This is a genomic window from Kribbella sp. NPDC055110 (assembly GCF_053607525.1).
In genome coordinates this window covers 38,691-61,975 of sequence record NZ_JBSGTS010000018.1, presented here as the reverse complement: position 1 = coordinate 61,975, position 23,285 = coordinate 38,691, and the positions used below count along the sequence as shown (strand labels likewise).

The window sequence follows — 23,285 nt, the reverse complement described above, 5'->3', positions numbered from 1 at the left end:
CTTCTCGCCCGGCCGTATGTCTCGATTTGAGGCAGCCGGGTCCGTTCCAGCGCTCAGCGGAGCCGTCTCAAGATGAGACCGGCGTCGTCTGCCTGCGGTGTGAGCATGCGAGACGTGCCGGTGCGCACTCTTGGTACCGACTGGCCGACGAGAAGGGGAGTACCGATGAAGGCGCTCGTTTACCACGGACCTGGCCAGAAGGCCTGGGAAGACGTTCCGGATCCCGCGATCAAGGACCCGACCGACGCGATCGTCAAGGTCGAGGTCACCACCATCTGCGGCACCGACCTGCACATCCTGAAAGGCGACGTTCCCGCCGTCACCGACGGCCGGATCCTCGGCCACGAAGGTGTCGGTGTGGTCACCGAGGTCGGCGCCGACTGCAAGAGCGTGAAGGTCGGAGACCGGGTCATCATCTCCTGCATCAGCAAGTGCGGGACGTGTGACTACTGCAAGGCCGGCCTGCCCTCGCACTGCAAGACGCTCGGCGGCATCGGGTGGATCTTCGGACACCTCATCGACGGCACCCAGGCGGAGTACGTGCGCGTCCCGTACGCCGACAACGGCCTGATCCCGCTCCCCGAAGGAGTCTCGGCCGAACAGGGCGCCATGCTGAGCGACATCCTCCCCACCGGCTACGAGATCGGCGTACTGAACGGCGCCGTCAAGAACGGGGACGTCGTCGCCGTCATCGGTGCCGGACCCGTCGGGCTCGCCGCGATCATGACCGCCCGCACGGCCGGCGCCGCGAAGATCATCGCCGTCGACGGCAACAAGTTCCGGCTCGACCGGTCCCGCGATTTCGGCGCGACCGACACGATCGAGGCCGGCGAGAACGTCGTACAGGCTCTGCGGGACCTCAGCCGCGACGGCCTGGGCGTCGACGTGGCCATCGAAGCGGTCGGCCTCCCCGCAACCTTCGGCACCGCGCTCGAGTCCGTCCGGCCCGGCGGGCACGTCGCCAACATCGGCGTACACGGCGAGAGTGTGCAGTTCCCGATCGAGCGGCACTGGATCAACAACCTCACCATCACCACCGGCCTGGTCAACGCCGTCACCGCACCCGAACTCCTCGAAGACATCAAGAAAGGCGCCATCGCCCCCGAGAAGTTCGTGACCCACCAGTTCCCCTTCGGCCAGTTCGAAGAGGCCTACGACACCTTCGCCAACGCCGCCGAACAAGAAGCCCTCAAGGTAGTCATCACAAACACCCAGTAAGCCGGACATAGTCTGACCAAGAGCCGCCGGGACTGGGCACACTCGCCGGGCTCCGCGGACAAGCTATGCCGTACCCGCGGACCCCAGCGCCTGTCCCCAGTCACGGCCGCGCTACACGAAACGCCCGTGCCTGTCGGTCCAGGCGTCCTCCCGTCACGACCCAGGGTCGGTCTGGACGGTTGTGATGCATCGGGTGAACGATGGGTCGCCTGGGCGGCCGTGTGCGCGCCACCCCCGCCCAGTCCAGCCACGCCCGTCGGAACACCGCGTCATGATCGACCCGACGGCCACCCCTTCTGCCTCTGCCCAGGCTGACCCCTGCTCGGCGACGAGGCCGCCCGACCTCGCGATCAACACCCACCTGCTCGACACCCGCGCCGGCGACAGGTCGCCGACGAGCCGCTACTACCGTCTCGACGACACCTACCCCTGCGACCACCTGGCCCTACTGGTCCGCCTCAAGGTCCAAGGGTCGCTGCGACGACTCGGGAACAGGAACGTCGGCGTGTTCGGTACACACCGGCAGTTTCAGGCGTAGTAGCGCGCCGCTTCGGCGCGGCACTACTTCAGCTGTCCCGCCATGAGCCTCAGCGACCTGTCGGACGATGGCCAGACCGAGCCCGGATCCGGGATGCGCGCGAGCAGCGGGTGAGCGGTAGAAGCGGTCGAAGACGAATTCGAGGTCGCTGTCGGGGATCCCTGGACCGGAGTCTGCGACGTCGAGAGTGCCGTCCTTGACGCTGATCAGAACCTGGCCGTCGGACGGGCTCCACTTCACCGCGTTGTCGACCAGGTTCGCAACGGCGCGTTCCAGGGCGTCGGGGTCTCCGTGAACGAGGGTGGGCGCGCAGTCCAGCTCGAATCCGATCTGTGCCGCCCGACGTGTCGCGCGGGCCGCGACGCGCTCGGCGACGAGATCGAGGCGGACGTCTTCGGTATGGAAAGCAGGCTGGCCGTAGCGGGCCAGGTCGACGAGGTCGTTGATCAGCGCTTTGAGTTCGCTCGCCTGGTCGAGCGCTTCGGCGGCGAGTTGCGGGGCCTGTGCGTCGGACAGATCTTCCGCCAGCAGTTCGAGGTTCACGGTCAGGCTCGTCAGTGGTGTGCGCAGTTCGTGCGAGGCGTCGGCCACCAGCCGGCGCTGGGCGCCGACGGACTCGTCCAGGGCAGCGGTCATCTCCGCGAACGCGGAGCCGAGCCGGCCAATCTCGTCCTGGCCGTCGGCGGGGATCGGGATCGCCAGGTCGCCGGTGGTGCGAATCAGCTCGACAGTCTCGGTGAGCCGATGGACGGGGCGTAGGACGCGGCGTGCGGCCAGGCGTGCTGCCAGAGCTGCCAGGACTCCGGCGACCACCGTCGACGCGGCAAGCAGCCAGGCCAGTTGGCGCAGGGTGGGTGCAGGATCGGACTGCGGGATCGCCGTACGCACGAGCGTGCCGGACGATCCTGGGAACGGGGTGGTGTAGATGCGGTAGGCGACACCGTCGTAGACCGCGTTACGGAAGTAGGCAGCGGCGCTTCCGTGCGCGACGGCGACGTCGCGGTCTGTGAGGTCGACGAACTGCGTCGACGGCCCGGCCCGAACCGGGTCCGGCACGATTTGCAACTGGGTGCTCCCTATCCCCAGCGGAACAGCTGGGAACGCCCCCTCGTTGGACGTCCCCCTGAACTTCTCCTTGATGGCTTTCGCCACGTCGGGTGCCTGGCCGGCCGCCTTCACGAGAGCGCTGTCGATCTGGCCGCGGAGGTTGGATTCCACGGCCGGATACAGGACCACCGACACGAGCACCACGACGCCGGCAGCTATGGATCCTCCGGCGATGGCAAGCCGGGTGCGCAGGTTCACGACTCCTCGCGCAGGACGTAGCCCAGGCCGCGAACTGTCTGGATCAGTCGGCTGCCGCCGTCGGCCTCTAGCTTGCTTCGAAGGTAGCTGATGTAGACCCACAGCGCGTTCGACTCCGGCCCGAAGTCGTAGCCCCACACGGACTCGAAGATCTGGGTCCGGCTCAGCACCCGGCCGGGATTGCGCAGGAACAGCTCCAGCAGGGACAGCTCCGTCTTGGTCAGCTCCAGCCGCCGGCCGGCGCGCTCTGCCTGCCGTCCGCTCAGGTCCAGGTCGACGTCGGCGAAGTGCAGCACCTCGGCCCTCGCGCCGCTGCGCCGCAGCAGGGCTCGAAGCCGGGCCCTCAGCTCCTCCAGAGCGAAGGGCTTGGCCAGGTAGTCGTCGGCCCCCGCGTCGAGCCCGGCGACCCGGTCGGTGACCAGGTCCCGGGCCGTCAGCATCAGGATCGGCGTGTCGTACCCGCCCGAACGCAACGTCCGGCATACCTCCAGCCCGTTCGGTTCGGGCATGAGGACGTCGAGCACCATCGCGTCCGGGCGGAACACGCCGTGCTCGGCGAGGGCGGACGTCCCATCGGCCGCGGATGCCACGTCGTACCCGTCGCGGCCCAACGCATGCTCCAAGGACCGCCGCACGGCCGGGTCGTCGTCCACGACAAGTATCCGCATGGTCATCCATCCTCGCCGTCAATCGTGAAGTTCTGATGATGTACGACGCGGCAACTGTCAGCCGTTGTCCAGCGACTGTTTCAGATCCCCCAATGCGGTATTGAGCCGAGCGGCGCTGACCCCGAGCGACTGGGCGAGGTCACGGAAGGCCTTGGATGTCGGAACGATTCCTCCGGGAGCCGAGACCAGCGCGACCAGGGCTGCCTTGGCCTTGGCCTGGCTGACTCCGAGTGCCGTCGCCAGCCGTGCCGCTGCGGCGTCGCTCGCAAACGGCGAGTTCCGCGGGTCGTCCGCCCCCTTCTTGCCGTCCGCCTTGGCCTTGTCATCCTGGCTTTCCTTGCCGTCCTGCTTACCGTCGCCGGGACGAGGGCGTCCAGGGTTGAGCAACAACGGTTCCACGGCGGCCTTGACCTGAGCGACCGGCAATCGCAGGTTCGCCGCGACCGCTGCGACGAACGCCTCCGGTGTGACGGTGGTCGAGCCGGCCAGCGACATCTTGGCCGCGACGAGCGCGGCCTCGAGTCGATCGGTCGTCACCCCGAGCTGCGCCGCGACCTTGGCGAGATCGGTGCGCTTGGCGGGCTTGGCCTCTCCCTTGGCTGCGGCGCCGGATTTCACGGTGCCGGATTTCGGATCGGACCCGGATATCGCCGCCGACGCCGTACCGGTAGTGGCCAGCGCGGCGACCGTCACCGTCGCCACGACCAGCTGTGTGCGTTTCATCATCGTGATCCCTCTCGTCCACTGAACGCGCCGGACGAACCCCGGCGCCGTGGACGACAACACAACCGATCGGGCCTCAGCTACGGTTTCACTCAGCTTTAGAGCTTCCTTAGAAGCACTGTCAGGACCGCACAAAACGAAGGCCCGGACCTGTTGGTCCGGGCCTTCTTTCGTAGCGGGGGCAGGATTTGAACCTGCGACCTCTGGGTTATGAGCCCAGCGAGCTACCGAGCTGCTCCACCCCGCGCCGTTGTGTCTTTAGTTTAGAGGATCTGGGCCGAGCAACCAAATCGGTTCCCGGCGGGGCCCCGGACCTGCGAAAACCCCGTGTTCGACCGGGACGCGGCGGCGTACCGTCCGAGTATGTCCCGACACGTCATTCGGCCGTTCGAGGAGCCGGATCTGCCGGCCGCAGCCGGTCTGCTCGCCGAGCGGCATCAGGAGCATCGCAAGCGTCACCCGCTGCTTCCCGCCGACTACGAGGACGAGCAGCTCGCGTTGGTCGAGGTGACGGCGGCCTGGGAGACCGAGGGCGCGTCCGGCGCAGTGATGGTCGAAGGCAGCGAGATCACCGGATACTTGCTGGCCGCGCCGAAACAGTCCCCGGTCTGGGGTCCGAACATCTGGGTCGAGGCTGCCGGTCACGCCGTACGTGAGCCAGAACACGTCCGCGATCTGTACGGCGCTGCCGCGGCGAAGTGGGTCGACGACGGCCACATCGCGCACTACGTCCTGGTGCCCGACGACCCCGCGCTGATCGACGCGTGGTTCCGGCTGGCGTTCGGTTCGCAGCACGCGCACGCCGTCCGTCCTGTGCCTGACTCTCCCCTCCAGCCGCCATCAGATCTCGCCGTACGACGTGCCGTGCGTGCGGACAGCCCTGTACTCGCGGAGCTCGACCTCGAACTGCCCCGGCATCAGGGGTTGTCGCCGGTGTTCTCGTCCGGGGAGCTGCCGACTCTCGAGGAGGCGGTGGCGGACTGGGAGGAATCGATCGACGACCCGGACTATGCGACTTTCGTTGCCTCGTACAACGGTCAGGTCATCGGTTCGTCGATCGGCTGCTCGCTGGATAAATCGAGTGCGCACAGTGGGCTCACGAAACCGGACAACGCGGGCTTCCTCGGGTTCGCGGCCGTGCTGCCGTCGGCTCGCGGACTCGGCGCCGGGCGCGCGCTGGGCGAGGCCGTGCTGCAGTGGTCGGCGGAGACCGGGTACACGTCGGTCGTGACCGACTGGCGGGTGACGAATCTGTTGTCGTCGCGGGCGTGGCCGCGGCTCGGGTTCCGGCAGACGTTCCACCGGTTGCATCGACTGATCGGGTACTGACCGCGAGTTTGTCCACAGATCCGAATTCGCCGGTTCGGACGAGGGCCGATCGCTGCACCTTCTTGGTCACGAAGGGCGTCTCGCAGCAGGCGGGGCGCCACCGTTTCAAGGAGGCAGCCATGTCGCGTTCATCGCTTCGTTCCCGAGCCGTGCCGTCCGCCCGTCGTATCGTGACCGGGAGCGCGATCGTGCTGGTCGCGCTCGGGATCCCGACGACAGTCCCTGCCTCAGCGACCGAGTTCACACCTTCCTCGACGTACGCAGCGACTCATCCATCGACCGAGCAAAGGGCTGGCACCTTGGACGGCTTCGTGATCGAGAACCTTCCCGACGGCCTCGGCACGCCGAGCGACTTCGAGTACGAGTGGGAGGACGTGTCCTTCCACAGCCGGGTCTGGGAGACCGGGCCGGATCCGGAGGGAGCGTTCAAGGTCGATCTGACCGTGAAGACGCTCCGCGGCGAGAAACTCACCGATCTCGAAGCAGTGAAGAATTTCCTGGTCGAGTACGAGGAGAAGGAGCCGGGCGACTGGCAGCTCGAACCGGTGAAAGTCGGCGGGTACGACGGTCTGTTCGCCGGCAACGAGGTGTTCTACTTCATCGAGCCTGGCGTCGCGGCCGAGGTCACGATCGATCACGACCGCTTCACCGACGAAGACGTGCTCGATACCGCGGCCGGGTTCCATCCGGAGCCGACAACCTGATGCCGTAGGCAACCACGCCGGCGACCGACGGGACGAACGGGGCGTCGACGCCGACTGATGTCGGTGTCGACGCCCCGGGAACCACGCTGCGACTCAGCCTGTCGGTGAGGTCGGTGGGCTCGTCGGCGTCGTCGATGCCGGCGGGGTCGACGGGTTCGCGGACGGCGACGCCGATGGTGTCGCCGTCGGTGTCTCGGCCGCGCCAGCGGCGGCCCGGTCGAGCGCGGCCTTCATCTGGTTGAGGTTCGTCTGGTAGCCAGCCAGGTCGCCGTTCTTGAGCGCTGCCTGGGCCCGGGTCCATGCGGCCTGCGCGTCGGCGATGGCCTGCTTCACCGTCTGGTTCGGCCCCTGTGTAGTAGGCGGCTTCTCGGTTCCTGGAGGCAGCTCACCGGTGTCGACGCTGGTCTTGAAGACCTTGGTGAGGGCTTCCTGCAACGTCGAGCCGTAGGCGACGCCGTCACCGAAGGACACCAGGACGTACCGGAGGACGGGGTAACTACCCGGCCCGCTGGTCCGCACCGAGTAGACCGGCTGGACATAGAGCAGACCACCGCCGAGCGGCAGAGTCAGCAAGTTGCCGTACTGCGCTCTTGCTCCGCTGTTCGGCTGGTTGATCGGCAGCAACGCCGTTCTGATGCTCTCGTCGGTCTGGAACTTGTTGTAGACCTGCCCCGGACCAGGTATCTGCAGGTTGCCCGGCAATCGCAACACCCGGAACTTGCCGTAGTCCGGTGAGGTGGCCTCGGCATCGACGGCCATGAACGCAGTGAGGTTCTCCCGTTCACCGTTCGGTACGTACACCGACGTCAGCGAGAACTTCGGCTCGGTCTGATCGGGCATCCGCAACGAGAGATAGAAGGGAGGCTGGCTGATATGGGTCGCCGAGTCACCACCGGAGGAGACCGCGGTCGGGTCGTCCGGCACTCGCCACAGGTCGCTGTTCTGGTACCAGGTGCCGGCGTCCTGGACGTGGTACTTCGCGAGCAGGTCGCGCTGCACCTTGAACATGTCCTCCGGGTAGCGCAGGTGCGACATCAGGTCCGGCGAGATGTCCGAGCGCGGCTTGACCGTGTTGGGGAACGCCTTCATCCAGGTCTTCAGCACCGGGTCCTTGTCGTCCCAGGCGTACAGCTCGACCGAACCGTCGAAGGCGTTGACGACAGCCTTGACAGAGTTGCGGATGTAGTTGATCTTCTCGCTCGGCTGCTGCGCGATCGTCCCGCGGCCGGTGGTGGTGTCCCGGGTGCTGACGTCCAGGTCGACCTTCTCGGAGTACGGGTAGTTGTCCGAGGTGGTGTAGCCGTCGACGATCCAGACGACCTGGCCGTCGACGATCGCCGGGTACGGGTCACCGTCCGGCGTCAGCCACGGCGCCGCCTTCTCGACCCGCTCGCGCGGGGTGCGGTCGTAGAGGATCTTCGACTCCGGGTTCACCCGGCTGGACAGCAGGATGTTCGCATCCCGGAACTTCGTTGCGTACAGCAACCGGTTGCCGAACGATCCGATCGGGACGCCACCCTTGCCCTCATAGGTGTTCAGCGTCGGGTCGCCGCCGCTCTTGCCTTCCGGCGTGTCGAGCTCGACCTTCTGGCCGCCCTGGGGGGCGCCGACGATCGAGTAGTCCGGCGACTGCTCGCCGAAGTAGATCCGCGGTTCGTACTGACCGAGGTCACCGGTGGGTGGCAGGTCCTTCTCGGTCCACACCGGGGTGCCACCCTGCGACTGGTTCCCGTTCGCGGCGACCACTCCGTAGCCGTGGGTGTAGACGGTGTGGTCGTTGTTCCAATTGCGCTGCCCGGCCGGCAGCCGGTCGACCTGGACCTCGCGGACCGCGAGGACCGTGTCGTTGACCTTGCCCTTGATCTTGTACCGGTCGACGTCGAGATCGGTCGGGAACGAGTAGAAGCCTCGGACCTGCTGGAGCTGCTCGAAGGTCGGGCCGATCACGGTCGGGTCGATCAGCCGGATGCCCGGCAGGACTTCGGCATCCGCCGTCAACTGCTCCGACTTCGCCGTGGTCTGCGCCTTGTACTCGGTGATATCGACGTTCTCGAGCCCGTACGCCTGACGCGTGGCCGCGATGTTCTTGTCGATGTAGGGCGCTTCCTTCACCGGCTCGCTTGGACGCACCCGCAACTGCTGGAGCGCGGCCGGCCAGAGCGCACCGAGGAGGATTGCCGACAGAATCAGGACGACCGTGCCGACACCGGGAAGGAGCCAGGTCCGGCGGACCACGTTGGCGAAGAACAAGATGGCGCACAGGACCGCGATGACGGCCAGGATCTCCTTGCTCGGCAAGATGGCGTGGTCGCCGGTGTAGGAGACACCGGTGAACAGCTTCGCGTCCGAGGTCGTGAGACCGAACCGGTCCAGCCAGTAGCTGAAGGCCTTGAGCAGGACGAGCAGACCGAGCAGCACCGAGAACTGCACCTGCGCCGCGCCGGAGGCCTTCTGCCCCTTGGCGGACGGGCGGAACCCGCCGTACAGGTAGTGCGTGATGATCGCGGCGACCAGCGACAGCAGGACGATCGAGTAGCCGAAGCCGAGCAGCACGCGCAGCCACGGGTAGTCGAAGACGAAGAACGCGATGTCCTTGTTGAAGTGCTTGTCGGTGATACCGAAGGGAGTCCGGTTCCGCCAGGCCAGGAAGACCTTCCACTCCCCCGATGCTGCCGAGCCGCCGAAGACCAGCATCAGGGTCGCGACGACGCCGACCGCGACCTTCCCGTGCTGCTGCAGCAGATCGCCGTACCGCTCGAAGCCGGGGCTGGGGGCCGGGGCGAGCGCCACCCGGGGACGGGCGCGGAAGGCGACGATGACGTTCGCGACGACCGCGGCCGCCATCAGCAGACCGACGATCACGAACAGCAGCACGCGGGTGCCGAGCACCGTGCTGAACACCGAGCCGAGGTCGACCGATCGGTACCAGAGCCGCTGGGTCCAGACGTCGGTGAAGACGCTGAAGAGAATGAGCAGGACGATCAGTGTGGCGATCGTCGGCAGCAGAGCACGAGGGCGTCCGCCTGTTCGCCGGGTCCTGCGGGCCGGAGGCTCTTCCGGCATGTCATAGACGCCGTCGCTCATCGTCGCTTCTCCTCGTCGTCGCTCATGCCGTCGACCCCAGGACCCTCGCCCGACCGGCTGCCGGCCGAAGGTTCGAATGTCAAAGACAGTACTTCGCACAGCGTGGGGACCAAGTCGATACCGGTGAGCACTGCGCTGTCCTCGTCGTGGGCACGCAACCGGACGGCGCCGAACCGGTCGCCCTCCCGGAGCACCGCCGCCACCATCCGGACCTCGTGCCGGCGCGGATCGCTACCGGCCAGCCGGGCCAGCTCGGCGTCCGACTCGACGCTGGACAGGCCGGACTCGGCCGCCGCCGGCAGCACGATCCGCTCGATCGCCAGTGCGCATCCGGCGACGCCGTCCGGCCATTCGATCCGGCCGAGCGTGTCGGCCAGACGGTCGTCCTCGACACCACCGGGAAGCTCGCCCTGGGCGACCGGGGTGAGCGGCTGCGACGCGTCCTCGGCGCCGAGTTCGGCGGCGAGGTGGGGTTCGGCGCGGAGCAGGTCCGCCGTCGGAACCAGCGCGAACAACTGCGCGGGCTGGTCCCAGCCCGCGCTGCTCACGTGCTTCTCGATCTCGACCACGGCGCGGCTGAGCGCGTCCGGTGGCAGCGTGCCTACGGAATCCATGCCGGCAGATCTTCCCTTCGGCTCACCAGTTCGTACAAATGGCTCATTGGCTGCACGACGGGACAGCTCCCTTGCCGTCGGCGACCGCCTGCAGGGCGCTGATGGCGTCGGTCAGCGTGCTGATCTTCACCAACTGGATGCCCTTCACGTCCGCGTGCAGCGCGGCCGCGCAGTTCGGCGCCGGGACCAGGAACACCGTCGCGCCGTCGTTCCTGGCGCCGGCGATCTTCTGCTGGATACCGCCGATCGCGCCGACCTGGCCGAGCGCGTCGATCGTCCCGGTTCCGGCGACGTGCTTACCGTTCAGCAGCGCGCCCGGGGTCAGCTTGTCGTAGATGGCCAGTGCGAACGCGGTGCCCGCACTGGGGCCACCGATGTCCTGACCGAGGTTGACCGTCACCTTCACCTGCGAGTCGACACCGATGGTGATCCCGACCATCGGCCGGGTCTCGTCACCGGGCGTCGCGGCGGTCTTCAACTGGACGGTCTGCTCGGCGGTGCCGCGGTGGATCAGGAAAACGACGTTCTCGCCGACCTTGTGCTTGCGGACGAACTCGCCGACCTGCGGGACCTGCGTCACCGTCTGGCCGTCGACGGCCAGCACGATGTCGCCCGGCTTCAACTTGCCCTGCGCCGGCGAGTTGTCCGCGACCGTCGAGACCTTCGTGTGGAACGGAACCTTCGCCGCCTGCAGCGCGGCCGCGACCGCGCTGTCCTGCGAGCCGGTCATCTCCGCGGTGTTCTGCTGCTCGACCTGGTCGGCGCTCTGGTTCGGCGGATAGATGATGTCGCGCGGGAACAGGTCGTGGTGCGGGTCGAGCCAGTTCCGCATCGCCTGCGGCAGGGTCAACTGCCGGTCGGGCGAGGTCACGGACACCGTGGTCAGGTCGAGCTGGCCCGTGGTCGGGAACGTGGCGTGGCCGGTGATCTCGACGACCGGCTTGTTCTTCGCCGATCCCAGGGTGTCCTTGACCGGCCCCGGGCTGAACGAGACGAACGGCACCGGGAACGCGGTGACCAGCCCCAGCGAGACGACGAGCACGACGATCGAGGTGACCAATGTGGCGGTACGACGTGTCACGAACCCTGCCCTGCGATCTTGGAGCCGGAGCTGCGGACCTCGGAAGAGACCGGCTGATGGTTACGACGACCCAGACCGCGGCGACGTTCCGGAACGGCCCGTGGGCCTGGCGCGGCGAGGGCGGCGCTGAAGCGGCGGAAGTCCTCGACCGAGGCGAAGGCTCCGCCGGAGCGGCGGCGCTCACGGCTGCGCCACCCGCGCCACGCCGCCCAGCACATCGCCAGCAGCGTGGCGACCAGCGGGAACGCCAGCCACGCCAAAACCTTCATCCGGCCACCTTCATGCGCCCAGCGTACGGGTCAGTGAGCGCCGACCCACTCGCTGCCACCGTCGATGAAGTGCTGGTGTTTCCAAATCGGGACCTCGGCCTTGAGGTCGTCGATCAACTGCCGGCAGGCGGTGAACGCCACATCCCGGTGCGATGCCGCCACGGCCACGATCACCGCGGCGTCGCCGATCACCAGATCACCGGTCCGATGGACGGCGGCCAGCGCGGTCACAGCGGGGTCGTCACAGACACGCTGCGCAACCTTCCGCAGGTGTTCCAGCGCGTCCGGGTGCGCCTCGTAGCTCAAGCGGTCGACCGGCTTCTGCTGGTCGTGGTTGCGCACAGTGCCGATGAAGAGCGCAGTTCCGCCCGCCGTCGGGTCCGCGACAGCCGCCAGTACCTCGTCGCTGGACAACGCGCTGTCGCGAATGTCCAGCAGTCTGATCGCGTCGCTCATCCGTTCCTCATTCCGGCCAGGTCCCCCGCTCACACCACACCATTCCATCCCCGCACCGCAATTCTCCCTCCCACCCTCCATTTCCAGGACATCCCCTCCCTCTCCGCCCGACGACGCGGGGCGCGTCGCGGCGTACCTTCCGCCCGACGGCACGGGAACGCGTCGTGGCGTAGTGCGGGGGCTGCGCTGCGTGGTACGGCGTACACCGGGAGAGACTGTTGCCTTCCTCACCGACCTGCGGGACCGGGTTCGGGCTCTGCCGGCGGCGAACAGCGGAGGGTTGTGCGTTCACCGAGCGAGGAACTGATGGACGGAACCAGTACGTTGGAGTTGTACGCCCCACCCGCACAGGAAGGCCCTCCGATGAGCGACGAACCGGACAACCCGGACAACCCGTTCAAGGGAACGCCGTTCGAGGCCATGTTCCAGCAGTTCTCCGGTGCGGCCGGAGCGGGCGGCGCCCCGGACCTGAACGCGATCTTCGCCCAGGTCCAGCAGATGCTGAGCGGCTCGACCGATGGCAAGCCGGTGAACTGGGACCTGGCCAAGGACATTGCCCGCAAGACCGTCTCCACCGCCGGCGACCGGTCGATGACGTCGGCCGACACCGATCGGGTCGCGGACGCGGTCCGTCTCGCCGAGCACTGGCTGGACGACGCGACCACGCTGCCCGAGGTGTCCGCGACCTCCGCGGCCTGGAGCCGTGCGGAGTGGGTCGAGAACACGCTCCCGGTCTGGCAGACGATCGTCGATCCGGTCGCGGAGCACGTCGCCGGCGCGATGGGCAACGCGCTGCCCGCCGAGGCGCAGCAGTTCGCCGGTCCGATGGCGGGGATGCTGCGGCAGTTGGGCGGTTCCGTCTTCGGAGCGCAGGTCGGTCAGGGTCTCGGCGAGCTCGCCGGCGAGGTAGTCAGCTCGTCCGACATCGGGCTTCCGCTGGGCCCGACCGGCCAGGCGATCCTGCTGCCAGACAACGTCGCGAAGTTCGCCGACGGTCTCGGCCTGACCGATGAGGACGTCCGGTTGTACCTCGCGCTGCGTGAGGTGGCGCATCAGCGGCTGTACGCCGGGGTGCCGTGGTTGCGCCAGCATCTGCTGGCCGCGGTCGCCGACTACGCGGCCGGGATCGAGGTCGACACCGGCAAGATCGAGCGGGCAATGGCCGACATCGACCCGCAGAACCCGGAAGCCATGCAGGAAGCGCTCGCCGGCGGCTTGTTCGAGCCCGAGGACTCCGAGCAGCAGAAGGCGGCGCTCGTCCGGCTCGAGACCACGCTGGCCCTGGTCGAGGGCTGGGTCGACGACGTCGTACGGCAGGCCACCAAGGACCGGATGCCTGCTGCGGTGCAGCTCGCCGAGACGGTACGGCGGCGGCGCGCGGCCGGCGGTCCGGCCGAGCAGACGTTCGCGACTCTTGTCGGTCTGCAGCTGCGGCCGCGCCGTCTGCGCGACGCCGCGAACCTGTGGGCCGCCGTCCGCGACGCCCGCGGTGTCGACGGCCGGGACAACCTCTGGTCGCACCCGGACCTGATGCCGAGCACCAGCGACCTCGACGACCCGATCGGCTTCGCGCAGCACGCCGGCGAACTCTCGGACATCGACATCAGCGACTTCCTCAACGAAGAAACCTCCGAGAAGCCCCAGGACGACGACGGAGACAACCCCACAAAGTAGAGGGCGACACCCCCACCAGATATACGGCGACAACCGGCCGGTGGACGGCAACAACCCCACCAGGTAGACGGCGACAACCCCACCCGGTAGACGGGAACAACCCACCCGGTGGACGGCAACAACCCCACCCGGTGGACGGCAACACCCCACCTGACGGGCGGTGACACCCCACCTGACGGGCGGTGACACCCCACCAAGTACAGGGCGACCACCCGACTTGGTGGGCGGCAACACCTCACCAGGTAGCCGGCGACAGCCCTACCTGGTGGGCGGCGACAGCCCAGCTGGTAGGTGGCGACCGCCCACCAGGTCGGTGGCAATCGGCCCGCCGAGTGGGGGTTGCCGGACCCCGCCTGCGAACGCTCGGGTGGGGATGGGGAGACTTGCCGAATGCTTCATGAGGATGCGGTTGAGGTCTTGGAGCGGTGGCGTGCGCCCGATGCGGAGCAGGAGGAGCTGCGGGCGCACTACCTGCGGCACCTGGCGGCGCATCCGGACGGGATGTGGCGCAGCTGCCGACCGGAGCATGTGACAGCCAGTGCTCTGGTCGTCGACAGTACGGGCGAGAACACGCTGTTGACGTTGCACAAGACCGTCGGCCGCTGGCTCCAACTCGGCGGCCACTGCGAGCCCGGCGACATCACACTCAGTGGCGCGGCCCTACGGGAAGCGACTGAGGAGTCCGGGCTCTCGGGTCTGACGGTGAGCCCCGAACCGCTGCAGCTTTCACGCCACCTGCTGCACGCGGGTGGGTGCGCGGGCGCGTACCACCTGGACGTCCAGTTCCTGGTCAGCGCGACAACAACGGAGTACGTCGTCAGCGACGAGTCGGACGACCTGTCGTGGTTCCCCCTGAACGCCCTCCCCGCCGACACCGACACCAGCGTCCAGGCCCTCGCAACCCGAGCCCACCACCAACTCGCTCGACCCTGATCCCACTCCGCCCGAAGCGGCTGAGCATGCATCTACGAGCACAGATGAGTGGGCCGGCCCAATGAGCCGGCCCACCTCCTCACAGCAGGACAATCCCCACCCCAGCCCTGCTATCCCCGTAGCACCGCGTTCCCCGTGATGTGATCCCCCGCTGGTACTGCGTTTCCAGCCACCCCCGTGTGTTCCCCCGATGCACTGCCCCGCGCTGCAACCACCGTGCGGTGCAGCTTTCCCAACTGTCCCCGTGGCTCCCCCGGTCGTACTGCGACCCGTGCTGCGATCCCCCGCTGGTACTGCGCTTCCAGCCACCCCCGTGGATTCCCCCGATGCACCGCCCCGCGCCGCAAACTCTGTGCGGTGCAGCTTCACAACTGTCCCGTGTGCTCCCCCACTGCACTGCCCCGCGCTGTAAATGCTGTGCGGTGCAGCTTTCCCAACCGTCCCCGTCGTACTGCGACCACCTGCTGGTACAGCGTTTCCGGCTATCCCCGTCGTACAGCGTCCCCGTGATCCCCCGTTGGTGCAGCGTTCCCCGATCTCGTGGTGCGGTCCCCGTCGTTTGGTGCACCCGAGCCGCATCCCCCCGGTGCGGTCGGGTCGTCGTCGGGTGCCGCCCCTGAACGGCATCGGCGATCGGTGAAAGCTCCCCGTTGCATGGAGAACGAGCCGATACGAAGAAGGTGACGGGTCAGGCGTGACGAAGTAGGGATCTTGTCGCGTCCCAGCCCTCGAGGCCGGGATCCAGTCGCGCTAGGTCAGCGTTCGATCGCAGACGGTGCCAACCAGGGCCCGTGGCGACCGCGTGGCGGCGGGGTTTGCGGGCCTCGAGGAGGGCCAGCGGTGTGTCGAAGGTCGGCGCGAGTTCGGTGATCCATGCAGCGACGGGGAGCTTGACGCCGACAGCAACGAGCGAGCCGTCCTCGGCCGGCGTGACGGCGATGTCGGCGTGGCTCAAGGCGCGGAACAGTTTGCCGATCAGTAGTCCAGGCAGATCGGGTACGTCGTGTGACACTGCCACGACCGCCGCAGCAGGTCCGGCGAGCTCCACCGCGTGCAGAACGGGCCGCTCGGGATCGACTGCGTACGTCGGAGTACCGGGCCAGGTCAGCGCCCTCATCTCGGCCACCGCGTGCTCGTCCCCGGCGACGGCAACCGCCACGTCGACGCGATCGAGCGCTGCCAGCACCTCGTACGTGTCCTCGGCCAACGCCAATCGCCACGCCTCGTTGTCCCGCCCCGGTGGCGCCCACGTCCCCGCCCCCGGTACGACGACGACAACCACGCGCCGGTCGGCCGCACTGTCCGGTCCAGTCATGCCGACGTGCTCACGTGGTCATAGGTGCTGCGGGCAGCGGCGACCTCGGAGATGTGGGTTTCGGCCCAGCTTTTGATGGACGCAATGAGCGGCATCAGGGTGCGGCCCAACTGTGTGAGGTCGTAGTCGACGCGGACCGGGACGGACGGAGTGACCGAGCGGGTCAGGAGCCCGTCGCGTTCCAGCGAGCGGAGCGTCTGGGTCAGCATCTTCTGGCTGACGCCGGCGATGCGTCGCGACAGGTCGGAGTACCGCTGGGGCCCGTCCGCGAGGGCGGTCAACACCAGGGTCACCCACTTGTCGCTGATCCGGTCGAGCAGTTGCCGGGCCGGGCAGGTCGCCAGGAACGCGTCGTACTCGCGGGCTGCCTCTTCCCGGCGCTGGGCAGCTGTTCGGGTCGGCATAGCTCTCCTCGTCGTGCGATACGCACTCCGAAGTGCGTACTTCCCGGCAGAGAGTAACTCTCCGACAGTGGTGTCTCCAACCACGACAAGGAGAGAGCAACGATATGCGCGCGCTAGTAACACGTCGCCCCGACGCGATCGAGTTGATCGAGACCGACGTACCCGAGCCGGCCGCAGGACAGGTCCGGATCAGGGTGGCCGCGGCCGCGGTCAACCCGGTGGACGTGGCGGTCAGCACCGGAAAGGCCGTCCAGTACGGCGTAACCCGTGCCCGCGATCAGTTCGGGCTCGGCTGGGACGTCGCAGGCACCGTCGACGCTGTCGGGCCTGGGTGCAACCTCGAGCCGGGTACGCCGGTGATCGGGCTGGCGGATCTGCTCGGACGACCGCTCAAGACACATGCGGAGTACGTCGTCCTGAATGCCGAGGCGGTCGCGCCCGCACCAAAGGACCTGGACCTCGCCGCTGCTTCCACCATCGCTCTCAACGCCCTGACCGCATTGCAGGCGCTCAAGGCCATCCAACTCACCCCCGGTCAGACGGTCCTCGTCACAGGCGCAGCCGGTGGGGTCGGCGGGTACGCCGTCGAGCTCGCCAAGCACTTCGGTCTGACAGTCATCGGCACCGCAGCAGCGGAAGACGAAGACTTGGTACGGCGTCTTGGCGCGGACCATTTCGTGTCACGCGCGGAGGACCTGACAGCCGCGGTGCACGCGATCGTCCCTGGCGGCACCGACGGTTCGGTGGACGCGGCGGTGCTCGGCATCGGTGCGCAGGAGCCGGTCCGCAACCGCGGCTGGCACGCGCATGTCCAGGCGGGTCCGACCCCACCGGCCCTGCGAGGCATCACCGTGCAACAGATCTTCGTCGAGGCGAACCGTTCGGAGCTGTCCGAGCTGGTGCACCTGACCGAGGCAGGAGCCATCTCCACGCGGATCGCCGGCACCTTTCCACTCGAGGACGCGGCAACGGCGTACCGGCAACTCGCCAAGGGCGGCGTCCGCGGCCGCCTCGTGCTGGTGCCCTAAGCGACATGCCCTAAGCGATGTGCGCTAGGCGGAGGGCCTAAGCGGAGACCTGCAGTTCCGGGGTGATGAGGCCGAGCCGAAGCGCGGTCATGATCGCGTTGGCGCGGTTGGTGGCGCCGAGCTTGTCGTACAGGCGCGAGACGTAGGTCTTGGCCGTCGACAGGCTGACGAACATCGTCCCCGCGATCGCCGGAACCGAATGTCCACGGGCCAGCAGCGCCAGCACCTCCCGCTCCCGCGGACTGAGCGCCATCACGGCCGGCACCTGAGCGGCGGCACTACCGCGCCGAGCCAGCGCGGTCGCGAGTCCGGTCGCGGTGAAGGACGACGCCGCCACCGCGGCGTGCCGGATCGCCCCGAGCACCTCGGTGTTCGGGGCGGTCTTGCCGACGAATGCGGACACCCCGGTCTCCAGCGCCCGGAACAGTACGTCGTCCTCGGACTGCGACGTGAGTACGACGATGCCGATCCCGGCGTGGCGGTCACGCAGCTCACGAGCGAGGCGCAGCCCGTCGGCGTCCGGCAGCACAACGTCCAGTACGACGACATCCGGGTGGTGGGCGGCGACCGTCGTAGAGGCCTCGGAGGCGAGGGCGCACTCAGCGACGATGCTGATCTCGGGATCCGCGCTGACCAACCGGATCAGCCCGTACCGCGTCAGTGTGTGCCCGTCGATGACGACCACGGTGATCGAGCTGCTCATGATTGCCCCCGTTGAATCCCCAAGCGCAGCGTGACGAGTATCACCTGCTGTAACTATGATCGCTCAACTACTACGCCGCGTTACGCCGTTTCAAACAGGTGCTTTTAATCTAAACGCGCTAAACGTTCGGTAACCAAGTTCCGGAGGGAAGCCGAGCGAACACAGCCAGCACAACCCCGGCGATCATGAACGGCCCGAACGGCAGTGCGGTCTTCCGTCCCCCGCCGGCGATCGCGATGACGCCGATGCCGACGACGCCACCCAGGAAGAAGGCAGCGAAGGCACCGATCAGCAGTGCATTCCACGACAGGAACGCCAGTACGCCGCCGACCAGCCCCGAGAGCTTGACGTCACCCCAGCCCATTCCCGCCGGGTACAGCAGCACCAGCAGCAGGTAGAACCCGAACAGCGCCGCTCCACCGAGCACCGCGCGAACGAGCGCCGACCAGTCGTGGTCCCACCACGCGGCGCCGGCTAGCAGTGCTAGCAAAATCGGGTACGACGGCGCCACGATCGCGTTCGGCAGCCGTCGTACGTCGAGATCGATCAACGCGAGCGCCACACCGGCGCCGACGAACCAGAGGTACGCCGGGAGCGCGGCAACCATGTCGATCCGCAGCGCGACGGCCGCGAACAAGAGCCCGGTCGCGAGCTCCACGAGCGGATAGCGCACGCTGATCGGCAACCGGCAGTCCGCGCACCTGCCGCGCAGCAGGACCCACCCGACCACGGGCACGTTGTGCCGGGGCCGCACGAGGCTGTCACACCGCGGGCAATGCGACGGCGGACTCACCACCGACTCCCCTCGCGGTACTCGGTACACCACCACGTTCAGGAACGACCCGACCGCCAACCCCAGCAGCCCGGCGACGAACACGATCATCCCGGCCTCGACCAACTGAGCACCGTCACCTGACGATGCCCCGGACTCGGAGCCATCGGGTTGCTGTCGACCAGCGCCACCTTCGACCGCAGCGCAGGCGTGCCGGTGGTCGAGCACGGGCCCGCCCCGGAGCAGATGTACGCGGACAGGTAAAGACTGAACACGAAACCGGGCGAGTCGTCAGGTACCTCGATGACCGGCCCGCCGAAGGTGAAGCTACCGGTCACCTTGACCCACAACGACCGCGAGACGACCCCGAACCGGAAGACCTGCTCCTCGGCGTTGTTGAGCGTGATGTCCAGAACCGCCTTCGGTGTGTACGTCGTGCCCTGGACGTAGAACAGGCTGTCGTTGGACGATGCGGTGACGACTGCACAGGTCGAGGCATTGCCCGTGCCCGTGTACGGCGTGTTCGTGATGCAGCCGCTGCCGGCGCGCAGTGTCGGCGGGACGAAGGTGAGCTCGAGGCGGAGCGTGTCGAGCATCTCGGTGCCCTTGTGCTTCGCGATAGCGGCCGAGTAGGTGAGCTTCGCGCCGGAGAACGTGCCTCTGTTGACGAGCTGCGCGAGCGTTCCGACGCCGCCCTGCAGTACGTCGATTGACTCGGTGTGCATGGCGTTGTCGCCGTACGACGGAACCGTGACAGTGAACGGAGTACCGTTCGTCGGGTCGAGACGGACCGAGAGAGCGTCCTGACTCGATCCGGCAGTGTTCCCGTGGACGACAACGAGTTTCGCTCCGGTGAGAACAGAACCGGTGGGGATGGTGGTCGGTGGCGTGTAGCCCGACACCTTCACCGTTCCGGTCTCGTTGCTCGCGCTCGTCTTGACCCAGGTCGCGCTCTTCCCGTCCGCCTGCGCGATCCAGCCCGGGTTGTTGACGAAGAGCCCCGCGTCGTCGACCGTCGTCATGCTCAGCGCGTTGGCGCCGGTCCAGGCCGTCGGCGTGTCCGAGCCCGTGGTCTGACCGTAGATCGCGATCGGTGCCTTGTTGGTGTGGTACGAGCCGCAGATCTCCGCATGCCCCTTGTTGACCACGAGCTGGCTGTCGCCGCCGAAGACGAACTGCACACCGACGGCGTTCGCGTCGTTGATCGGGTTGTCGCACGAGCCGGGGACGGCGGGCAGCACCGGCGGCTTGGCAATGATGTTGCCTGCGGCATCGGTCGGGGTGCCGCCGACCAGCGTGCCGTTGTCGATCGTCCAGAGATTCCTACCGGACGGCAGCAAGGGATTGGCGTTCGTGCCACTGTTGCGGAAGTCGAAGTAGTACGTGCCCGGTTTGAACCACCAGGTGCTGTCCTTGCACGAACTGCTGCTGCTCATCATCGCGTTCAGCCCGGCGGCATCGTCGTACGTGCCCGGTTCGAAGGTTACGACCGTGCCACGCGTGGTGCAGGCCGGCAGGTCGCGGTGCGGTGGCGGCGTGGTCGTGTCGGGCGCGTAGGCGGGGTCGTCGCCGAGCACGTTGGTGGCGTTGCCGATGTTGCACGCCGTACCCACGCTCTGGATCGTTCCGGAGCAGGAGCCGCGGGCCCAGACGTTGGCGTTGGTGTTCAGGATGCCTTTGACCACGTTGATCGTGGAGTTCGAGAACACGTTGCCGTGCACACGCAGAGCGGAGCCGGTGCTCGGCTGCGTGATGTTCAGGCCGTCCTCACCCGCGACCTTGCCCAACGTCAGGATGGCGTTGCCTGGGCGGTTGCAGTTGGACAGCGACGGGCATTGGATCAGGACCTTCTTCGGGTCGGCCTCGCAGGTGACCGCGGCGGAGTCGGAGCCGTGGAAGTTGGTCAGCTGGAGGGTGTCGGCGGCGCCGAAGCAGTGCTGGCCGGTGTTGTGGTTGTAGGTGCTGTTGCGGAGGTTGTTGATCGCGGCCTGCATGGCGCCGTCGGCGTTGTACGTGTCGGCGACCTGGTCACGCAGGCCGACGGTGGTCCGGACGCTGGTGTCCGACAACGTGAGGAGCGCAGACAGGCTGAGCGCGATCACCGTGATCACGATCAGCACGAGGACGAGGGCCGCGCCGTCGTCGCCACGGGCCCGGGCACGGGCGATGCGGTCTCTCATTGCTGCCTCCGCTGACCGGTGAGAGTGATCGGGTAGTCGCCGACGGACGCCCCCGTGACCCGGAACGTCAGCGAGATCTCATCTGGTACGTCGGCCGCGTCGCAGGGGCTCGAACACGTCACAGAGATGCTGCCGGGCTTCACGTTGTGCGCAAGGACGATGTCGGTCCCCGTGGTTGCGGGTCCGAGGCACTTGACCCGGTGCAGTTCGCTGACGTCGCCGAGCGGTCTCAGGTAGTACGCGACGACGTTCGTCGCCGCATCGGTCATCGACTTGTCCGGGTCCCACGCATCCGAGAGGAGCCGGACAACCGCTGTCGGGGTGGCCGCCGTTCCGCAGGTGAATCCTCCGGCGTTGTACGCAGCGTTCAGCTGCACGGACCGTTTGAAAGGCACCGAGTTCGCATTGACCGCGGCCCAGTCCCGCAGACCCACCTCGGCGACGTCGCGGGCGAAGTACGACGAACTGATCTGGGCGTCGTGCGACAACTCCAGCCGGTCGGACGTGTCGGTGGTGTTGCGAAACGCACCGATGACCACATTCGCCAGCGGCACCGTGACGATCGCGAGGATGGCGACGGCGACGAGCAGCTCGACGAGCGTGAAGCCCTCGTCAGTACGCCGGGTCAGCATGTCGTGTCCAGTCCGCACGGTTTCCGCAGTACGACGTCCACTCGCTCGGTCGCGCGACCGTCGGCGCTGGCGACCTGGATCGTCAACAGCTGCAGGCCGAGATCCGTCGAGCAGCTCGTCTGCCACGAACCGCCGTTCCAGTACCGGACCGTCCCGCTGACAACGCTCGGCGTGAAACCGGACGGGGCGGCGAAGGCCGGCACCAGAGCGTCCGGCTTGTACGACGCCGCGCTCGCACACGGGACGTAGTGCTCGGCAGCGACCGAGGTCTGGATCGCCTCGGCGTAGTCGCGGACGGCCGTGCCGGCGGTGGCCTGCTTGCGGTGCACGTCGGAGATCAGGACGCTGGTGACGAGGCCGGCCATGATCGCGACCACCGCGATGCCCATGATCGCGACCGCGATCAGCAGCTCCAGCAGCGACTCGCCCTGCTCCCCCCGAGCCCCGCTCATGACTGGACCTGGCGGAAGATCCCGTACATCGCGGACACCAGCGCGACCGCGACGAACCCGACGATCACCCCCATCACGACGATGACCAGCGGCTCGAACAGGCCGATCAGCTTCTTCAGCTTGTAGTCCAGCTCGCCCTCGTAGTACTCGGCCGTGACCTCGAGCTGGGTGTCCAGCGTCCCGGTGTCCTCACCGACCCGCATCATCTGTGCCGCGGTCTTGGGGAACAGCTTGGTCGCGGCCAGTGGACGGGCGAGGCCCTCCCCCTCCAGCAGGGCCTCGCCCGCCACGCCCAGCGAGCGACGAAACACCAGGTTCGGCAGCGAACCGGTGGCGACGCGGAGCGCCTCCGGCAGCTGCACGCCCGCACCGACCATCGACGCGAGGATGCGGCAGAAGCGCTCGACCAGAGCGAACTGGATCGTGCTGCCGAGCACCGGCAGCGCCAGGAACAACCTGTCCCGCAGGTAGCGACCACCGTGCGTCTGCACGATCCCGAAGACGAGCAGCGCCAGTACGGCGACTCCCCCGCCGACTGCCCACCACCATGCGGTGAGGAAGTCCGTGACTGCCAGCAGCATCCGGGTCGGCAGTGGGAGCGTCGCGTGCAAGCTGGCGAAGAAGTCCTTGAACCGCGGCAGCACGAACGCCGCGAGCACGATCACCGTGACCGTCGACATCACTGCCACGATCGACGGGTAGATCATGGCCTGCTTGACCTTGCGGCGCGCTTCGAGGTCGCGCTCGAGGTACGTCGCCAGTTGCTGGAGCACCGTGTCCAGCTGACCGCTCAGCTCGGCGGAGCGCAGGATGCCACGGTAGAACTCCGGGAAGATCTTCGGGTGCCGGTCGAAGCAGTCCGAGAGCTTCTCGCCGCCACGCAGGCCGTGCTCGACCTCGGCCATCATCCGCCGTACCGACGCGTTGTCGGCCTCCTCGCCGAGCGAGTGCACCGCATCGATCAGCGGCAGGCCGGACTTGATGAAAGCGCCCAGCTGGCGGGACAGATGCATGACCTCCTCACGCTTCACCCGGTGCGGCGTGATCTCCAACTGCAGGACGCTGCGCTTCTCGGTGACTCGGATGTCGCGCAGCTCGCGCTCGTACAGCGCCAGCTCGGCGTCCTCCCTGCTCTCCGCCTTGGTGGTGCCCTTCGCAACCTGGCCGTCGGGTGCCGTCGCGACGTACGCGTACCTCGTCATC

At 67.7% G+C, this 23,285-nt stretch carries 22 protein-coding genes and 1 tRNA gene; 6 read left to right on the top strand and 17 right to left on the bottom strand.

Going from position 1 to position 23,285, the window contains the following annotated elements; translation table 11 throughout:
- Positions 1 to 165: 165 nt before the first annotated feature.
- The gene (locus ACWF0M_RS25720) at positions 166 to 1,218 is read left to right on the top strand and encodes a zinc-dependent alcohol dehydrogenase family protein (protein WP_452238261.1); all 1,053 of its coding nucleotides are present in this window, start codon (positions 166 to 168) and stop codon (positions 1,216 to 1,218) included.
- 445 nt (positions 1,219 to 1,663) lie between these two features.
- Here ACWF0M_RS25720 and ACWF0M_RS25715 read toward each other — a convergent pair whose 3' ends face one another.
- From ACWF0M_RS25715 to ACWF0M_RS25700, 4 genes are all read right to left on the bottom strand, one after another.
- The gene (locus tag ACWF0M_RS25715; RefSeq protein ID WP_452238260.1) at positions 1,664 to 3,061 is read right to left on the bottom strand and encodes a HAMP domain-containing sensor histidine kinase; all 1,398 of its coding nucleotides are present in this window, start codon (positions 3,059 to 3,061) and stop codon (positions 1,664 to 1,666) included.
- A complete protein-coding gene (locus tag ACWF0M_RS25710; RefSeq protein WP_452238259.1) occupies positions 3,058 to 3,729 on the bottom strand; it encodes a response regulator transcription factor in 672 nt (223 codons plus the stop codon). Before ACWF0M_RS25710 ends, ACWF0M_RS25715 begins: the two co-directional genes overlap by 4 nt.
- 57 nt (positions 3,730 to 3,786) lie before the next feature.
- Positions 3,787 to 4,452 carry a hypothetical protein gene (locus ACWF0M_RS25705; RefSeq protein ID WP_452238258.1) on the bottom strand — a complete coding sequence of 222 codons (666 nt, stop codon included), beginning with the start codon at positions 4,450 to 4,452 and terminating at the stop codon, positions 3,787 to 3,789.
- Between the two features lie 173 nt (positions 4,453 to 4,625).
- A tRNA-Met gene (locus ACWF0M_RS25700) sits at positions 4,626 to 4,699 on the bottom strand.
- A gap of 116 nt (positions 4,700 to 4,815) precedes the next feature.
- Between ACWF0M_RS25700 and ACWF0M_RS25695 the strand changes: the two genes are divergently transcribed.
- Both ACWF0M_RS25695 and ACWF0M_RS25690 read left to right on the top strand, forming a co-directional pair.
- Complete coding sequence (locus tag ACWF0M_RS25695) at positions 4,816 to 5,781, top strand: N-acetyltransferase family protein (RefSeq protein ID WP_452238257.1); 966 nt, start codon at positions 4,816 to 4,818, stop codon at positions 5,779 to 5,781.
- 119 nt (positions 5,782 to 5,900) lie between these two features.
- On the top strand, positions 5,901 to 6,485 hold the full coding sequence (locus tag ACWF0M_RS25690; protein ID WP_452238256.1) for a hypothetical protein: 585 nt from the start codon (positions 5,901 to 5,903) through the stop codon (positions 6,483 to 6,485).
- Positions 6,486 to 6,578: 93 nt separating this feature from the next.
- On the opposite strand, the gene ACWF0M_RS25685 is transcribed toward ACWF0M_RS25690, so the two are convergent.
- From ACWF0M_RS25685 to ACWF0M_RS25665, 5 genes are read right to left on the bottom strand one after another with little or no spacing between them, the layout of a single operon-like run.
- Entirely contained in the window at positions 6,579 to 9,569 is a 2,991-nt protein-coding gene (locus ACWF0M_RS25685; protein ID WP_452238255.1) for a UPF0182 family membrane protein, read from the bottom strand.
- On the bottom strand, positions 9,566 to 10,183 hold the full coding sequence (locus ACWF0M_RS25680; protein WP_452238254.1) for a PPA1309 family protein: 618 nt from the start codon (positions 10,181 to 10,183) through the stop codon (positions 9,566 to 9,568). The genes ACWF0M_RS25685 and ACWF0M_RS25680 overlap by 4 nt, the downstream gene beginning before the upstream one ends.
- A gap of 43 nt (positions 10,184 to 10,226) precedes the next feature.
- Complete coding sequence (locus ACWF0M_RS25675) at positions 10,227 to 11,264, bottom strand: YlbL family protein (RefSeq protein WP_452238253.1); 1,038 nt, start codon at positions 11,262 to 11,264, stop codon at positions 10,227 to 10,229.
- Positions 11,261 to 11,533 (bottom strand): hypothetical protein, encoded by a 273-nt coding sequence (locus ACWF0M_RS25670; RefSeq protein WP_452238252.1) that lies wholly within the window; start codon positions 11,531 to 11,533, stop codon positions 11,261 to 11,263. The genes ACWF0M_RS25675 and ACWF0M_RS25670 overlap by 4 nt, the downstream gene beginning before the upstream one ends.
- A 30-nt stretch (positions 11,534 to 11,563) precedes the next feature.
- Positions 11,564 to 11,989: a molybdenum cofactor biosynthesis protein MoaE gene (locus tag ACWF0M_RS25665; protein ID WP_452238251.1), complete on the bottom strand. Its 426-nt coding sequence runs from the start codon at positions 11,987 to 11,989 to the stop codon at positions 11,564 to 11,566.
- A gap of 363 nt (positions 11,990 to 12,352) precedes the next feature.
- Between ACWF0M_RS25665 and ACWF0M_RS25660 the strand changes: the two genes are divergently transcribed.
- Both ACWF0M_RS25660 and ACWF0M_RS25655 read left to right on the top strand, forming a co-directional pair.
- Entirely contained in the window at positions 12,353 to 13,663 is a 1,311-nt protein-coding gene (locus tag ACWF0M_RS25660; protein WP_452238250.1) for a zinc-dependent metalloprotease, read from the top strand.
- A 390-nt stretch (positions 13,664 to 14,053) separates the two neighbouring features.
- The gene (locus tag ACWF0M_RS25655) at positions 14,054 to 14,596 is read left to right on the top strand and encodes an NUDIX hydrolase (RefSeq protein ID WP_452238249.1); all 543 of its coding nucleotides are present in this window, start codon (positions 14,054 to 14,056) and stop codon (positions 14,594 to 14,596) included.
- A gap of 688 nt (positions 14,597 to 15,284) precedes the next feature.
- On the opposite strand, the gene ACWF0M_RS25650 is transcribed toward ACWF0M_RS25655, so the two are convergent.
- Together ACWF0M_RS25650 and ACWF0M_RS25645 are read right to left on the bottom strand one after the other, a co-directional pair.
- Positions 15,285 to 15,911, bottom strand: coding sequence for a DUF2064 domain-containing protein (locus ACWF0M_RS25650; protein WP_452238248.1), 627 nt, complete (start codon positions 15,909 to 15,911; stop codon positions 15,285 to 15,287).
- The gene (locus tag ACWF0M_RS25645; protein ID WP_452238247.1) at positions 15,908 to 16,315 is read right to left on the bottom strand and encodes a winged helix-turn-helix transcriptional regulator; all 408 of its coding nucleotides are present in this window, start codon (positions 16,313 to 16,315) and stop codon (positions 15,908 to 15,910) included. Before ACWF0M_RS25645 ends, ACWF0M_RS25650 begins: the two co-directional genes overlap by 4 nt.
- A gap of 104 nt (positions 16,316 to 16,419) precedes the next feature.
- On the opposite strand from ACWF0M_RS25645, the gene ACWF0M_RS25640 reads away from it, so the two are divergent.
- On the top strand, positions 16,420 to 17,343 hold the full coding sequence (locus tag ACWF0M_RS25640; RefSeq protein ID WP_452238246.1) for an NADP-dependent oxidoreductase: 924 nt from the start codon (positions 16,420 to 16,422) through the stop codon (positions 17,341 to 17,343).
- A 37-nt stretch (positions 17,344 to 17,380) separates the two neighbouring features.
- Here ACWF0M_RS25640 and ACWF0M_RS25635 read toward each other — a convergent pair whose 3' ends face one another.
- From ACWF0M_RS25635 to ACWF0M_RS25610, 6 genes are all read right to left on the bottom strand, one after another.
- On the bottom strand, positions 17,381 to 18,046 hold the full coding sequence (locus ACWF0M_RS25635) for a response regulator (RefSeq protein WP_452238245.1): 666 nt from the start codon (positions 18,044 to 18,046) through the stop codon (positions 17,381 to 17,383).
- Positions 18,047 to 18,164: 118 nt separating this feature from the next.
- Positions 18,165 to 18,944: a prepilin peptidase gene (locus tag ACWF0M_RS25630; RefSeq protein ID WP_452238244.1), complete on the bottom strand. Its 780-nt coding sequence runs from the start codon at positions 18,942 to 18,944 to the stop codon at positions 18,165 to 18,167.
- Positions 18,926 to 20,998 carry a hypothetical protein gene (locus tag ACWF0M_RS25625; RefSeq protein WP_452238243.1) on the bottom strand — a complete coding sequence of 691 codons (2,073 nt, stop codon included), beginning with the start codon at positions 20,996 to 20,998 and terminating at the stop codon, positions 18,926 to 18,928. Before ACWF0M_RS25625 ends, ACWF0M_RS25630 begins: the two co-directional genes overlap by 19 nt.
- Complete coding sequence (locus ACWF0M_RS25620) at positions 20,995 to 21,648, bottom strand: PulJ/GspJ family protein (protein WP_452238242.1); 654 nt, start codon at positions 21,646 to 21,648, stop codon at positions 20,995 to 20,997. Before ACWF0M_RS25620 ends, ACWF0M_RS25625 begins: the two co-directional genes overlap by 4 nt.
- Positions 21,624 to 22,082, bottom strand: coding sequence for a type IV pilus modification PilV family protein (locus ACWF0M_RS25615; protein ID WP_452238241.1), 459 nt, complete (start codon positions 22,080 to 22,082; stop codon positions 21,624 to 21,626). Before ACWF0M_RS25615 ends, ACWF0M_RS25620 begins: the two co-directional genes overlap by 25 nt.
- Positions 22,079 to 23,284, bottom strand: coding sequence for a type II secretion system F family protein (locus ACWF0M_RS25610; protein ID WP_452238240.1), 1,206 nt, complete (start codon positions 23,282 to 23,284; stop codon positions 22,079 to 22,081). The genes ACWF0M_RS25615 and ACWF0M_RS25610 overlap by 4 nt, the downstream gene beginning before the upstream one ends.
- Between the last annotated feature and the right edge of the window lies 1 nt (position 23,285).

Bases quoted from the DNA above. Each gene is read 5' to 3' on its own strand.
- ACWF0M_RS25690 (WP_452238256.1), top strand. From the start codon at position 5,901: ATGTCGCGTTCATCGCTTCGTTCCCGAGCCGTGCCGTCCGCCCGTCGT.
- ACWF0M_RS25610 (WP_452238240.1), bottom strand. From the start codon at position 23,284: ATGACGAGGTACGCGTACGTCGCGACGGCACCCGACGGCCAGGTTGCG.
- ACWF0M_RS25645 (WP_452238247.1), bottom strand. From the start codon at position 16,315: ATGCCGACCCGAACAGCTGCCCAGCGCCGGGAAGAGGCAGCCCGCGAG.
- ACWF0M_RS25615 (WP_452238241.1), bottom strand. From the start codon at position 22,082: ATGAGCGGGGCTCGGGGGGAGCAGGGCGAGTCGCTGCTGGAGCTGCTG.
- ACWF0M_RS25705 (WP_452238258.1), bottom strand. From the start codon at position 4,452: ATGAAACGCACACAGCTGGTCGTGGCGACGGTGACGGTCGCCGCGCTG.
- ACWF0M_RS25635 (WP_452238245.1), bottom strand. From the start codon at position 18,046: ATGAGCAGCTCGATCACCGTGGTCGTCATCGACGGGCACACACTGACG.
- ACWF0M_RS25685 (WP_452238255.1), bottom strand. From the start codon at position 9,569: ATGAGCGACGGCGTCTATGACATGCCGGAAGAGCCTCCGGCCCGCAGG.
- ACWF0M_RS25710 (WP_452238259.1), bottom strand. From the start codon at position 3,729: ATGCGGATACTTGTCGTGGACGACGACCCGGCCGTGCGGCGGTCCTTG.
- ACWF0M_RS25625 (WP_452238243.1), bottom strand. From the start codon at position 20,998: ATGAGAGACCGCATCGCCCGTGCCCGGGCCCGTGGCGACGACGGCGCG.
- ACWF0M_RS25680 (WP_452238254.1), bottom strand. From the start codon at position 10,183: ATGGATTCCGTAGGCACGCTGCCACCGGACGCGCTCAGCCGCGCCGTG.
- ACWF0M_RS25695 (WP_452238257.1), top strand. From the start codon at position 4,816: ATGTCCCGACACGTCATTCGGCCGTTCGAGGAGCCGGATCTGCCGGCC.
- ACWF0M_RS25670 (WP_452238252.1), bottom strand. From the start codon at position 11,533: ATGAAGGTTTTGGCGTGGCTGGCGTTCCCGCTGGTCGCCACGCTGCTG.
- ACWF0M_RS25720 (WP_452238261.1), top strand. From the start codon at position 166: ATGAAGGCGCTCGTTTACCACGGACCTGGCCAGAAGGCCTGGGAAGAC.
- ACWF0M_RS25650 (WP_452238248.1), bottom strand. From the start codon at position 15,911: ATGACTGGACCGGACAGTGCGGCCGACCGGCGCGTGGTTGTCGTCGTC.
- ACWF0M_RS25655 (WP_452238249.1), top strand. From the start codon at position 14,054: ATGCTTCATGAGGATGCGGTTGAGGTCTTGGAGCGGTGGCGTGCGCCC.
- ACWF0M_RS25665 (WP_452238251.1), bottom strand. From the start codon at position 11,989: ATGAGCGACGCGATCAGACTGCTGGACATTCGCGACAGCGCGTTGTCC.
- ACWF0M_RS25640 (WP_452238246.1), top strand. From the start codon at position 16,420: ATGCGCGCGCTAGTAACACGTCGCCCCGACGCGATCGAGTTGATCGAG.
- ACWF0M_RS25660 (WP_452238250.1), top strand. From the start codon at position 12,353: ATGAGCGACGAACCGGACAACCCGGACAACCCGTTCAAGGGAACGCCG.